The sequence below is a fragment of the Streptomyces sp. NPDC005492 genome (assembly GCF_040605995.1).
Taxonomy (GTDB): domain Bacteria; phylum Actinomycetota; class Actinomycetes; order Streptomycetales; family Streptomycetaceae; genus Streptomyces.
In genome coordinates this window covers 292406-305535 of record NZ_JBEXDX010000003.1, presented here as the reverse complement: position 1 = coordinate 305535, position 13130 = coordinate 292406, and the positions used below count along the sequence as shown (strand labels likewise).

Sequence of the window (13130 nt, the reverse complement as noted above, 5' to 3'; positions counted from 1 at the left end):
CGCGGGGCGGGGCGCGTCCGGGGCGCACGCGTCCCGGGTCAGCCTTCCGTGCAGTACGCGTCCGGCCCGACGGGCGCCGCCGGAAAGACCTCGTCGCCGTCCAGCCACCCCTGAAGCCGCTCGGCCAGGGTGAAGTCCTCGGGGAACAGCGCCTCCCCGTGCCAGGGGCACCGGGCGTTGGGATCCCAGCCCCACATCCGGCCCTCCGGGGTACTGAAGTCGACGAGGGACCAAATCGCACAGCCCCACGTCAACAGCGGTACGACGGAGGGCGGGTGGCCGGGGGTTCGGCGCCAGCGCAGGTACTCCTCCACCAGTCGGCCGCTGTCACTGAACCGGTACTCCCTGTCCGTGAGGGACAGCGCCTCACCCCGGCGGCCGAACCCACCATCGGCTACTTCGAGATGGATCCGTCTGAGGAGCGCGGGCATCGGATAGCCGACCGCGCCTTCCAGCTCGGTCACGGCCTCCGGCGGGGCGGTCGGCGGCCGTTCGCCTGCCCGATACCGTGCCCGGACAGCATGGATGATCGCGTCCTCGGTCATGCCTTCATTCGTAACAGCCGTCACTGACAACGGGCCCGGGCCGACCTTGCGCCCCACCGGTCGGCGCAACCTGAAACATTTCTGTGGGTCCACCGCATCAGTACAAGTGAGGGCGCGGCAGGCAGCAACCCGCGGGGGTCAGGGGGAACGGGTATGAGACGACAGGGACGGGACGATGCGTACGAGGAGTTCGCCGCCGCGCGGGCCGGGCATCTCTATCGGTCGGCCTGTCTGCTGACCGCCGGGGACACGCATCTCGCCGAGGATCTGGTGCAGGAGACCCTCGGCCGGCTGTACGTCGGCTGGGGACGGATGGCCCGGGTCGGCAACCCCGCCGGGTACGCGCAGACCGTCCTCACCCGGACCTTCCTCGCCCATCAGCGGCGCCGCAGCAGCACCGAGCGCGCCACCGACGTACTCCCGGACCTGCCCGACCCCGGCGGCTCGGGCCGTGACACCCCGTTGCGGCTGACCCTGCTCCAGGCCCTCTCCCGGCTGCCCGCCAAGGACCGGGCCGTGATCGTCCTGCGGTACTGGGAGGACCGGTCCGTGGAGGAGACCGCCGACGTCATGCACGTCAGCTCGGCCGCCGTACGCACCCGGTGCGTCCGCGCGCTCGGCCGGCTGCGGGAGCTGCTCGGCGAGAGCCTCGACGAATACGCGCGCCCGTAATCCCTTCATCTCAACTCCCTTTCCTCCCCAGCGAAAACGGTGGTCCGCCATGCCCGACGTCCAACACAGCGAATCCCTCGACCCCTTCGAGGAACGGCTCGCCGCCGGCCTGCACCACACGGCCGACGCCTTCGAGACCGACCGGGCCGCGCTCGCCACCGCCGGTGCCCTCAAGGGACGCCGGCGCCTGCTGCGGCGCCGGAACGCCGCGGTCATGGGCGGTGCCGCCGGTATCGCCCTCGTCGGAGTCGGCGGGGCCCTGCTGCTGCCGAGCGGACACTCCCCGGAGGCGCAGGGCTCAGCGGCCACCTCCACCCGGGCCTCCGCCTCCGCCCCGGCACCCGTCCCTGCGAACACCTTGATCAGTACGCTCGAAATGCTGCTCCCGGACGGCAAGTTCTCCAAGGCCGTCGCCCGCGGCACCGACGAGGAACCGGGGCCGTACGTCCAACTCGTCTACGACGACGGGAAGGGCGCGTCGGCCGTCAGCGTCAGCCTGGGCCGGGTGCAGCCGGGGAGCGACCAGGCGCGGCAGACGACGACGTGCCCGGGGAAGGCGTTCGCGCACTACGACGCGTGCGGCACCAGCCGGTTGGCGGACGGGTCGGTGGTCATGGTCCTTCAGGGGTACGAGTATCCGGACCGCCGGGTGGACACCAAGTGGTGGAGCGCCGAACTGGTCACCCCGCAGGGGCAGCACGTCGGTGTCAGCGAGTGGAACGCCGCCGCCGAGAAGGACGCGCCCGTGAGTAGGAGTCGACCGCCGCTGTCCGCAGGGCAGTTGAGGAAACTGGCCGCCGCGCGGGAGTGGCGGGACGCGATCGACGCTATTCCGGCCGATCCCAACACGCCGACCACGCCCACCAGTTCGGGCTCCAGCGGTACGACCGGCCTGCTGTCCGTGACCTCCACCCTCAAGACCCTGCTGCCGAAGGGCCTCACGGTGTCCGAGGCCGGCGCCACCGACGACGCCGGGTTCGGCTATCTCGTCGTCGACGACGGCAAGGGCAAGAGCCTCGTGCAGGTCAACGTGCAGGCGAACATGTCGGACGTCGAGGGCGACCTCTTCGGCTCCGGCGCGGAGGTCCTGTCGGACGGCACGAAGGTCGCCGTACACCAGGGGGCGGGCGAGAAGGGCGGCGCCGGGGTCGTGATGTGGACCGTCGACACCATCCGGACCGACGGGACGCGGGTGGTGGTCAGCGCCTTCAACTCCGGCGCCCAGGACACCACCGCGACCCGCACGACCCCGGCCCTGACGGTGCAACAGCTTCGGCAGATCGCCCTGAGCCCCGACTGGCTCTGAGCCCGGGAGACGGGCTAGTCCTTGCGGACCTCGGCCTCCGCCTCCGCCAGCTCCGCCTCGTCTATCTCCGCCGACTCGTCGTCCTCGTCGTCGGCGTCCGCGCCGTCCTCGAAGTAGGCGTCGAGAACCGCGTCGAGCCGCGTCTCCCATTCGGCGAACCTGCTCCGGGCCGCCGCCTCGATCTCGATCGGGTACCAGCGGCGGTCGGGAGTGTGCACCGTGATGGTGAAACGCTTGCCGAAGCGCGGGGTCTCGGTCTCGACCGCACCGATCTCGTCCCAGCGGAACTCGCAGCTCTGGTCGTCCAGGCGCAGTCGTACGCCCTTCGCGTCCGCGACGATCTCCGCACGACGGTCGGACGCCTCGAAGACGGGACCGTCGCCTTCGCCGTCGTCCTCGGACGACTCGGCGTCGGCTTCACCGACCGCTTCGTCATCCGTTTCATCGGCATCATCGCCCTCGGCGACGACGTCCTCGACCTCGGCCTTCTCGGCGTCGACCTTCGGGGCCGGGGACTCCTCGCCCTCGGGCTCCTCGGGCTCCTCCGAGGACACGGCGGGTGCGGTGAGCCCGGGGATGAAGGCCGGGTCGAATCCGGCGCCCTCCAGGGGCTGGCTGCTCGAACCTATGCGCTGCTCCACAGCGGGAAGTATGGTCGACGATCCTGTGTCGGGCACAGCCAGCCCCAACTTCGTTATCAGACTCCTACAACAGAGCCTGGACCACGAAGTGCTAGACGAACACGCTCAGCACCGCCGCCACCGCGAACCCGGCGACCGACAGCACCGACTCCAGTACGGTCCACGTCTTCAACGTGTCCCGCTCGCTGATCCCGAAGTACTTCGCCACCATCCAGAAACCGCCGTCGTTGACGTGCGAGGCGAAGATCGAGCCCGCCGAGATGGCCATGATGACGAGCGCGACGAAGGCCTGGGAGTGGTCGCCCTCCGCGAGGAGCGGGGCCACGATGCCCGCCGTCGTCACGATCGCGACCGTCGCCGAACCCTGGGCCACGCGCAGGACCAGCGAAATCAGGTACGACAGCACGAGCACTGGCAGGCCCACGTCGTGGAAGGTGTCCGAGAGGGCCTGGGCGACGCCGCTCGCCTTGAGGACGGCGCCGAAGATCCCGCCCGCGCCGACGACCAGCAGGATGTTGCCGACCGGTTTGAGGGAGGCGGTGGAGACGGTCTCCAGGGACTTGCGGGACCAGCCTCGCCGTAGACCGAGGAGGTAGTACGCGAGGAGCAGCGCGATGGTCAGGGCGACGAAGGGGCTGCCGAAGAATTCGAGCACCGAGCGGCCGGTGGACGGGTCGAAGGCGATCGAGGAGAAGGTGGCCGCCAGGATCAGGACGAGGGGTGTGCCGATGATCGCGAGGACCGTGGCCAGCGGTACCGGCTTCTCCTGCGGTTCGACGCCGGCCGCGCGCTGTTCGTCGATGACCGCCTGCTTGGCCTCGGCCGCCGCCTCGACCATGTCCTGCGGTACGGCGACGAAGATCCGCTTGCCGATCCAGGCGGCGTAGGCCCAGGCGGCGAGCACGGCGGGGAGGCCGCAGACGATGCCCATGAGGATGACCCAGCCGAGCTGGACGTGCAGGAGGCCGGCGGCCGCCACGGGACCGGGGTGCGGCGGCAGGAACGCGTGGGTCATCGACAGACCGGCGAGCAGCGGCAGGCAGTAGAGCAGGATCGACTTGCCGCCGCGCTTGGCGGCGGCGTACACGATCGGCGCGAGGACGAAGATGCCGACGTCGAAGAAGACCGGGATGCCGAAGATCAGTCCGGTGAGGCCCATGGCGAGGGGCGCTCGCTTCTCGCCGAAGAGGTTGAGCAGTCGGGACGCCAACACCTCTGCGCCGCCGCTGACTTCGAGGATCGCGCCGAGCATGGTGCCGAGGCCGATGATGATAGCGACATGGCCGAGGATGCCGCCCATGCCGGACTCGATGGTGGAGACGGCGTCCGAGCGCTGGACCGTGCCGAAGAGTTCGGTGACCGACAGGCCGGAGAGCAGGCCGACGGTTATGGAGACGGCGAGGAGGGCCACGAACGGCTGGAGTCTGACCTTGATGATCAGGAACAGCAGGAGCGCGATGCCGAGGGCGGCGACCGTGAGCAGACCTGCGGTGCCGTCGAGGAGGAGGAGCAGGCCTCCGGTGTGGGGTGGGGTCGCGGGGGCGGTGGCGGCGAGCGGTAGGGACATGAGGGGGTCCTCGTGGTCGTAAAGGCATGGGACTTTCGGGCGTGGGGGATCGCGGTTCGGCACCCCGAGGGGTGCCGAACCGTCGTACGATGTGCGGGAGTTGAGTGAGCGTCAGGCGTCGAGGACGGCCAGTGCGTCGATCTCGATCAGCAGCCCGGCGGGCAGGCCGACGTAGACCGTCGTGCGCGCGGCCGGTGCCCCGGTGAGGTGGTGCTCGAAGTACTCGTTGTAGATCGCGTTCATCTCGGCGAAGTGGTCCACGTCCGTCAGATAGACGCGCAGCATCATCACGTCGTCCCAGCTCGCACCGCCCTCTTCCAGGATCGCCTTGACGTTGGCGAGGGTCTGGAGGGTCTGTTCGCGCAGGGTGGGCCCGGCGGGTGTCGGGGGCTGCCCCTCGACCGCGGGCAGGAAGCCGACCTGGCCCGCGACCTGGAGGATGTTGCCCTTCCGGACGCCGTGCGAGAACTTCGCGGGCGGGGTGGTGTGGGTCTTCGGGGTGAGGGCGATCTTCTCGGTCATGTGGTGGCTTCCTTGACGGGTGTTCGGCCGGAGTACTCGCCGCTGATGGCGTCCGCCGTACGACGGACCAGCGGGAGCAGGGTGAGGAGTTCGTCGGCGGTGACGACGACATTGGGCGCGGAGACCGACATCGCGGCGACCACGCGTCCGTCGGCGCCCCGGATCGGCGCGGCGACGCAGTTGATGGACTCTTCGTGGCCGCCGAGGTCGGTGGCCCAGCCCTGTTCCCGCACCTTCTCCAACTCCCGTACGAAAGCGGGGGCGTTGGGCGTGGAGCGAGCGGTGTACATCGGGTAGTCGAGCTTGTCGGCGAGTACCCGGCGCTCGCTCTCCGGGAGGTCGGCGAGCAGCAGCTTCGCTACGGCGGCGACGGTGATGGCGACCGGCTTGCCGATCCGTGAGTACATGCGCACCGGGTAGCGGCTCTCCACCTTGTCGATGTAGAGGACCTCGTTCTCCTCGTACACCGCGAGGTGGACGGTATGCCCGCACTGTTCGTTCAGCCGTACGAGATGGGGGTGGGCGATCTCGCGGATGTCGAGGTTCTCCATCGCCTCCTGGGCGAGGGCGATGAGGCGGGCGCCGAGGCGGTAGCGCTGGTCGGACTGGCGGTAGACGAGCCCGTGTTCGTGCAGGGTGCGCAGCAGCCGCAGGGCCGTCGACTTGTGGACGTCGAGGCGGTCGGCGACCTGGCCGAGGTCGGCGGGGCCCTCGGCGAGCAGCGGCAGGATGCTGAGCGCGCGGTCGACGGTCTGACTCATGGCGTACATACCTCCTCGTCGGCCCAGTCGGCGGCGTCGGTCCAGCCGGGGCCGAGTCGAAGTCTCCCCCACGCCTGGTCGTCGAGGGCGACCAGGCGGTCGGCGTGGTCGCGGGCCGGGGGCGGGGCGAGGTCGCCGGGGACGGTGAGGGCGGCGGCGGCCGTGAGGTGGCCGTGCCGCAGCCGGTCCCGTACGGGAAGTCCCCGCAGGGTCGCGGAGAGAAAACCGGCGGCGAAGGCGTCCCCGGCGCCGACCGCGGCCACGACGTCGACGTGCGGCGCGGGCACGAAGGTGACCTGCCGCCTGTGGAAGACGGTGGCCCCGCGTCCGCCCTGCTTGACGACGAGCGTCTCCGGGTCGGGAAAGGCGGCCCGGACCGCCTCCGCCCCCACCAGCCCCCACACCTCGGCGGCCTCGTCCTCGCCGACGAAGACGAGGTCGGCGCCGCGCGCCAGTTCAAGGAGCACGCTTGGCCCGTCGGCCGAACGGCCCAGCGCGGGGCGGTGGTTGACGTCGAAGGAGAGCAGCGGGCGGCCGGCCCGGATCGCGGTCAGCTCGCGGACCAGGCCGAGGCAGCCCTCGGACAGCATCGGGGTGATCCCGGACAGGTGCAGCACGCGGGCCGCCCGCACCGCGTCCAGGTCGACGGTGTCGACGGCCATCGCGGAGGCGGCGGATCCGGCCCGGTAGTAGGCCACCTCGTGTGCGTCGGTGGCCCGGTCCCCGGCGGTGCGGAAGTAGACGCCGGTCGGACGCGCGGGATCACGTCGCACGGCGGACACGTCCACGCCGTAGCCGCCGATCGTCTCGACGAGATGGTCGCCGAAGCCGTCGGCCCCGACCCGGCTGACCCAGCGGACGCTGTGCCCGGCCGCGGCCAGCACACAGGCGACGTTCGACTCGGCACCGCCGATGGCGCGGTCGAAGGACGGTACGTCGGCGAGGCGGCCGGGGCGGCTGGGTAGGAAGGTGACCATGGACTCGCCCAGCGCTACGACGTCCACGACGTCACGGGCGGCGGTCGACTGTCCGTCGGCGGTCACGATGCTGATGGCTCCTCGTCGGTGCGCCGGGGGCGGTGGCTCCGTTGACCCGGTGTTGGGCGAGATGTTAGACAGCGGTAAGCGATATACGCAATGAAGGTTGCAGTTATTGCAACGGTCCAGATCAGATGCAGTTCAGGTCCTGTTCAGGGAGGCCCCATGGTCCGCGCCACCGGTACCGAAGCGCTCGCCCGGCTCGCCGGGGAACGCGTCGACCACCGTTTCAAGGGCCTCCCCCCGGGCGCGGCCGGCCGCACCCTCGCCGAGCTGGCGGCCGAGCGCCGCAACCTCTTCACCGGCGGCTTCACCACCCCCGTCCTCGCCCTCTCCGCCGAGCACCTGGAGCACAACCTCCGCCTCATGGAGACCTACGCGACCCGCCACGGCCTCGCCTTCGCCCCACACGGCAAGACCTCCATGGCCCCTCAGCTCTTCCACCGCCAACTCGCCCACGGGGCCTGGGGCATCACCCTCGCGGTCCCCCACCAGGTGCGCGTGGCAAGGGAGTTCGGGATCGAGCGGATCTTCCTGGCGAACGAACTCGTCGACACCGCCGCCCTGAGGTGGATCTCCGCCGAACAGGACACGGACCCCGACTTCCGCCTCATCTGCTACGTCGACTCCGTGCGCGGAGTGGAGTCGATGGACGCGGCCCTGCGCGGCGCCGCCCGCCCGCTGGACGTCGTCGTCGAACTGGCCGCCGGTGAGGGCGCCCGCACCGGCGTGCGCACGGAGGCGGAGTGCGCGGCGGTCGCGGACGCGGTGGCCGCCGCGGAGACACTGCGGCTGGTCGGGGTCGCGGGCTACGAGGGTGAGGTGCCGCAGGCCGACCCGGAGCGCGTGCACACCTGGCTGCGCCGACTGACCTCGCTCGCCGTGGAGTTCGACAAGGCGGGGCGGTTCGCCGGGACCGGGCTCGACGAGATCGTGGTCAGCGCGGGCGGCAGCGCCTGGTTCGACGCGGTGGCCGACGTCTTCGCCGAACTGCCCGAACTCTCCCTCCCCGCACTGAAGTTGCTGCGCTCGGGCGCCTACGTCTCGCACGACGACGGCCACTACCGCAAGCTGACCCCCTTCACCCGGGTCCCCGAGGAGGGCGCGCTGGAGCCCGCCTTCCGGCTCTGGGCGCAGATCGTCTCCCGCCCCTCCCCCGAGCAGGCCTTCGCCAACGCGGGCAAGCGGGACGCGGCCTACGACCTCGACCTCCCGCTCGCCCAGGTCGTGCGCCGGGACGGCACCGAACGCCCGGCGGCCGGCGTCGCGGTCACCGGCCTGTCCGACCAGCACGCCTGGCTGCGGACGACGCCCGAGGCGGACCTGGAGGTGGGCGACTGGCTCGGGATGGGTCTGTCCCACCCCTGCACGTCCTTCGACAAGTGGCAGTTGATCCCGGTGGCGGAGGCGGACGGGACGGTCGTCGACTACATCCGTACGTTCTTCTAGTCCGTACGTTCTTCCAGGAGGAGTCGTGGAGCAGCTCGTCATCCGGGACGCGGACGTCGTCGACGGCAGCGGTGGTCCGTCGTACCGCGCCGACGTCGTGATCGACCACGGACGGATCGTCTCGATCGTGCAGGAGGCAGCGGCGGCGGGCTGTCAACGCCCCGAGGCGCGGCGGGAGTTGGACGCGGAGGGGCTGGTCCTCTCCCCCGGCTTCATCGACATGCACGCCCACAGCGACCTGGCCCTGCTGCGCGACCCGGACCACAGCGCGAAGGCGGCGCAGGGGGTGACTCTCGAAGTCCTCGGCCAGGACGGGCTGTCGTACGCCCCGGTGGACGACCGCACTCTCGCTGAGGTCCGCCGGGCGATCACCGGGTGGAACGGGTACGGCGACGACATCGACTTCGACTGGCGCTCGGTCGGCGAGTACCTGGACCGCCTGGACCGGGGCATCGCGGTGAACGCCGCCTATCTGATCCCCCAGGGGACGGTCCGGATGCTGGCCGTCGGCTGGGAGGACCGGGCGGCGACTCCTCAAGAGCTGGACCGGATGAGGCAGTTGGTCGCCGAGGGCATGGAGCAGGGCGCGGTCGGCATGTCGTCCGGGCTGACGTACACGCCCGGAATGTACGCGAAGGACGCCGAACTGACCGAGCTGTGCCGAGTGGTGGCGTCGTACGACGGCTATTACTGCCCGCACCACCGCTCGTACGGCGCGGGCGCGCTGGAGGCCTACCAGGAGATGGTGGAGCTGACCCGCGAGGCGGACTGCTCCCTCCATCTCGCCCACGCCACCATGAACTTCGGCGTGAACGAGGGCCGGGCACCGGAGCTGATCGCGTTGCTGGACGAGGCACTGGCGGCCGGCGCGGACATCAGCCTGGACACCTACCCCTACACCCCCGGCTGCACAACGCTCGTGGCGATGCTGCCGAGTTGGGCGAGCGAGGGCGGCCCGGAGGCGATCCTGAAGCGGCTGGCGGACGACGACACCGCCGAGCGGATCCGCCACCACCTGGAGGTGATCGGGGCGGACGGCTGCCACGGGGTGCCGATCGAGTGGGACACGATCGAGATCTCGGGTGTCGCCGATCCCGCGCTGGCGGAACACGTCGGCCGCCGCCTCGACAGCTGGACCACCGCCCGCCGCCTGCTCCTGGCCGACCGGCTCGGCTCGACGATCCTCCAGCACGTGGGCCACGAGGAGAACGTCCGCACGATCATGCGGCACCGCGTCCATACGGGTGGCTCGGACGGCGTACTCCAGGGCAGCAAGCCGCATCCGCGGGCGTACGGCACGTTCCCGCGCTATCTCGGCCACTACGTAAGGGAGTTGGGGATCCTGTCCCTGGAGGAGTGCGTCGCGCACCTCACCTCGCGCCCGGCGGCGCGCCTGCGCCTGCCGGACCGGGGCCTGATCCGCGAGGGATACCGCGCCGACCTGGTCCTGTTCGACCCGGCGACGGTGGCGGCGGACGCGACATTCGAGGAGCCGCGCAGGCTGCCCACCGGCATCCCCCATGTCCTGGTCGACGGCCGTTTCGTGATCGAGGACGGCCGGCGGACGGACGTACTGGCGGGGCGGTCGGTCCGTCGCAGTCCCGTGCGACGGAACGCCAACCTCCGCCCCTGACCTACGGCTTGGGCAGCGTGCAGGTACTCGCGCTGAGGTTCAGCACGTTGGCCGAGGTGAAGCAGGCCGGGATGTTGTAGGTCTCCTCGGCGTAGTTGATGCCCTCACGGACGGTCACCGTGCCGTTCGCATCGACCTCGCACGGGTTGTTCTCCGTGCAGGTCTCGCCGTCCTCGTTGCCCGTGTTGTTGACGGCGACGACCTGGCCGGTGCTGGTGTCGATCACCGGCGACCCGGAGGTACCGCCGATGGTGTTGCAGGCGGAGGTGTAGCGGACCGAGTCCTTCCAGGTCCAGTCGCCCTCCTTCAGCCGGTACACGAACCCGTCGATGTTGCAGCTGTAGATCGTCTTCCAGTAGCCGGAGACCACCTTGATGGCACTGCCGGCGGTCGGGTGCGTGGCGCTCACGGTGAGCGGGCTGATGTTGTACGCGCTCTTGATCGCCGCGTACGTGGTGGTGGTGCGGTAGATCGTCACGTCCGTGTCGGTCATCGTCGAGTAGACGACCTGGTTGGCGCGGAGCGTGGCGACCTTGGTGCCGGCCGAGTTCAGCAGCCCGAAGGTACGGCTGGAGGACTGCCCGGTGATGACCTCACCGGGGTCCGGGAAGCCGGTCTCCAGGCAGTGGCCGTTGGTCATGACCAGCGCCGGGGCGGTGTCGGTCGAGTTGGGGAAGCGGATGACCGAACCGGAGCAGTTGCTGAGCGAGACGGTCCCGGCGAAGTCGACGGTCACCGCCGCCGCCCGCGGCGCGGCGACCGCGGGTGCCACACCGGTCCCGGCGATGGCCAGGACGGAGAGTGCGGCAAGGAGAGGCTTGTTCATGTGGGGGTCCCCTCTTACAGACACGAGCGACCGGAGATCTTCCGGCCGCCTACGGTCTTGTCATGCGCATTGTGAAGGGGTGAGTGCGCGAGGGGCAAGCAACTGTTTCCGGCCGCAGGTCACTTGGGCCGTTTGGTCGCGCCGTGGCCGCGGCCCTGACTGCCGGGCTTGGGGCCGGTGGTGGGTGTGGTCGACGGTGCGACCGACGTGGCGGCAGGAGACGTGGTCGCGGGGGCGGAGGACACCGGGCGGCTCGCCGACGTACCCGCACCGGAGGTCGGCGACGGGGAGGCAGGGGAAGAAGCGGGGGAGGCTGCGGTTGTCGCGGACGCGGAGCCCTCAGGGGACGCCGAGGCGTCCTCCTCCGCCGGAGCACCCGTGGATTCCCCGGCCGTCGACACCTTCACGCGGTCACCCTTCCCCGGCGACCCGTCCGAGGACGACCCGGAGGGGGTGAGGCTCACGACCAGAGCGGCAACGGACAGGACCCCCGCCGCGCCCGCGGCGACGGCGACACGGCGTGGTCGGCGAGCATCCCGCCGGGCGTCCCGACGGGTACGCGCCCGCCCGCCCGGCGCCTCCGGGCCTTCCGCCGGTACCGGTGCCGGTACGGGTACCGGAGGCAGCTCGCGGGTCTCGTCGTAGGCGTTCTGCCAGCCGTGGGCGGTCGCGGGGTCGGCGTACGCGTCGTAGGACGGCACCGAATCGGCCTGCGGGTGGTACACGTTCGGCGGCTCGGGCGCGCCGTGTACCCCGTTCTCGGACTGAGTTGGCCTGGACATGACCGCGCATTCTAGGGACAGGTGGGGCCTCCGAGACAGTTACCGGCGATAACGACCCAATCCGCCACGTCCCACGTGGTGGAAAACACGACGCGACAGGCGTTACCGCGCCGTAAGCTCACCGACATGCAGGTGATCCAGTCGACGAAGCTCTCCAATGTCTGTTACGAGATCCGGGGCCCGGTTCTCGAAGAGGCGATGCGTCTGGAGGCGGCAGGCCACCGCATCCTGAAGCTGAACACGGGGAACCCGGCCGCGTTCGGGTTCGAGTGTCCGCCCGAGATCCTGGAGGACATCCTCCGGAACGTGTCGTCGGCGCACGGGTATGGCGATGCGAAGGGGCTGCTGGCCGCCCGGCGCGCGGTGGTGATGCACAACCAGACGCTGGGCATCGAGACGGACGTCGAGCATGTCTTCATCGGCAACGGCGTCTCCGAGCTGATCGTCATGGCGATGCAGGGGCTGCTCGACGACGGGGACGAGGTCCTCGTACCGTCCCCGGACTACCCGCTGTGGACCGCCGCCGTCTCGCTCTCCGGCGGGACCGCCGTCCACTACCGCTGCGACGAGCAGTCCGACTGGATGCCCGACCTCGCCGACGTGGAGCGCAAGGTCACCGACCGCACCAAGGCGATCGTCATCATCAACCCCAACAACCCGACGGGGGCCGTGTACGACGAGGCGATGCTGCGCGGGCTGACCGACATCGCCCGCCGCCACAACCTGCTCGTCTGCTCCGACGAGATCTACGACAAGATCCTCTACGACGGCGCCACACACACCCCGACCGCGAAGATCGCCCCGGACCTGCTGACGCTCACCTTCAACGGCATGTCCAAGGCCTACCGGGTGGCCGGTTACCGCGTCGGGTGGATGTCGATCTCCGGGCCGCGCGCGCACGCCGAGTCCTATATCGAGGGTCTGACGATCCTGGCCAACATGCGGCTGTGCGCCAACATGCCCGGCCAGCACGGAGTGGTCGCCGCGCTCAGCGGCCGGCAGACCATCCAGGACCTGGTGCTGCCGGGCGGGCGGCTCAAGGAGCAACGGGATGTCGCATACGAGCTGCTGACCCAGATCCCGGGGGTGAGCTGCGTGAAGCCGAAGGGCGCGCTGTATCTGTTCCCGCGGCTCGATCCACAGGTCTTCAAGGTCAAGGACGACCGGCAGATGGTGCTCGACCTGCTGCGCCAGGAGAAGATCATGGTCGTCCAGGGCACCGGCTTCAACTGGTCCGAGCCCGACCACTTCCGCGTCGTGACACTGCCCTCGGTCGGGGATCTGCGGGACGCGGTGACCCGGATCGGGAACTTCCTGGACGGGTACAGCCAGCTCTAAACCTCACGGCCCGTGGTTTCGGCCACTTCTTCCGGTCGCTTTTCGGTCTCG

At 70.3% G+C, this 13130-nt stretch carries 13 protein-coding genes; 5 read left to right on the top strand and 8 right to left on the bottom strand.

Translation table 11 applies throughout. The annotated features are described in order from the left end of the window. Positions 1-38 precede the first annotated feature (38 nt). A complete protein-coding gene (locus ABZT04_RS06510) occupies positions 39-545 on the bottom strand; it encodes an SMI1/KNR4 family protein (protein WP_356053868.1) in 507 nt (168 codons plus the stop codon). Between the two features lie 153 nt (positions 546-698). Between ABZT04_RS06510 and ABZT04_RS06505 the strand changes: the two genes are divergently transcribed. Then, positions 699-1217, top strand: a complete 519-nt coding sequence (locus tag ABZT04_RS06505) for a SigE family RNA polymerase sigma factor (RefSeq protein WP_356053624.1) — start codon at positions 699-701, stop codon at positions 1215-1217. Positions 1218-1266: 49 nt separating this feature from the next. Beyond that, positions 1267-2523, top strand: a complete 1257-nt coding sequence (locus ABZT04_RS06500; RefSeq protein WP_356053622.1) for a hypothetical protein — start codon at positions 1267-1269, stop codon at positions 2521-2523. Positions 2524-2537: 14 nt separating this feature from the next. Here the strand turns inward: ABZT04_RS06500 and ABZT04_RS06495 are convergent, their stop codons facing one another. From ABZT04_RS06495 to ABZT04_RS06475, 5 genes are all read right to left on the bottom strand, one after another. Further along, entirely contained in the window at positions 2538-3164 is a 627-nt protein-coding gene (locus tag ABZT04_RS06495) for a hypothetical protein (RefSeq protein WP_356053620.1), read from the bottom strand. 91 nt (positions 3165-3255) lie between these two features. Then, a complete protein-coding gene (locus ABZT04_RS06490; RefSeq protein ID WP_356053618.1) occupies positions 3256-4731 on the bottom strand; it encodes a gluconate:H+ symporter in 1476 nt (491 codons plus the stop codon). A gap of 111 nt (positions 4732-4842) precedes the next feature. Then, complete coding sequence (locus tag ABZT04_RS06485) at positions 4843-5253, bottom strand: RidA family protein (RefSeq protein ID WP_356053615.1); 411 nt, start codon at positions 5251-5253, stop codon at positions 4843-4845. Beyond that, positions 5250-6014, bottom strand: coding sequence for an IclR family transcriptional regulator (locus tag ABZT04_RS06480; protein WP_356053613.1), 765 nt, complete (start codon positions 6012-6014; stop codon positions 5250-5252). Before ABZT04_RS06480 ends, ABZT04_RS06485 begins: the two co-directional genes overlap by 4 nt. Then, positions 6011-7057, bottom strand: coding sequence for a sugar kinase (locus tag ABZT04_RS06475; protein ID WP_356053611.1), 1047 nt, complete (start codon positions 7055-7057; stop codon positions 6011-6013). Before ABZT04_RS06475 ends, ABZT04_RS06480 begins: the two co-directional genes overlap by 4 nt. Positions 7058-7216: 159 nt before the next feature. Here ABZT04_RS06475 and ABZT04_RS06470 point away from each other — a divergent pair, with 159 nt between their 5' ends. Next, on the top strand, positions 7217-8500 hold the full coding sequence (locus ABZT04_RS06470) for an amino acid deaminase (RefSeq protein ID WP_356053609.1): 1284 nt from the start codon (positions 7217-7219) through the stop codon (positions 8498-8500). Positions 8501-8525: 25 nt separating this feature from the next. After that, entirely contained in the window at positions 8526-10133 is a 1608-nt protein-coding gene (locus ABZT04_RS06465; RefSeq protein WP_356053607.1) for a D-aminoacylase, read from the top strand. Position 10134: 1 nt separating this feature from the next. Here ABZT04_RS06465 and ABZT04_RS06460 read toward each other — a convergent pair whose 3' ends face one another. Together ABZT04_RS06460 and ABZT04_RS06455 are read right to left on the bottom strand one after the other, a co-directional pair. Then, positions 10135-10959 carry a serine protease gene (locus tag ABZT04_RS06460; RefSeq protein ID WP_356053605.1) on the bottom strand — a complete coding sequence of 275 codons (825 nt, stop codon included), beginning with the start codon at positions 10957-10959 and terminating at the stop codon, positions 10135-10137. Positions 10960-11078: 119 nt separating this feature from the next. Continuing rightward, complete coding sequence (locus ABZT04_RS06455; protein WP_356053603.1) at positions 11079-11741, bottom strand: hypothetical protein; 663 nt, start codon at positions 11739-11741, stop codon at positions 11079-11081. A 126-nt stretch (positions 11742-11867) separates the two neighbouring features. Between ABZT04_RS06455 and ABZT04_RS06450 the strand changes: the two genes are divergently transcribed. Further along, positions 11868-13079: a pyridoxal phosphate-dependent aminotransferase gene (locus ABZT04_RS06450; protein WP_356053581.1), complete on the top strand. Its 1212-nt coding sequence runs from the start codon at positions 11868-11870 to the stop codon at positions 13077-13079. Positions 13080-13130: the final 51 nt, after the last annotated feature.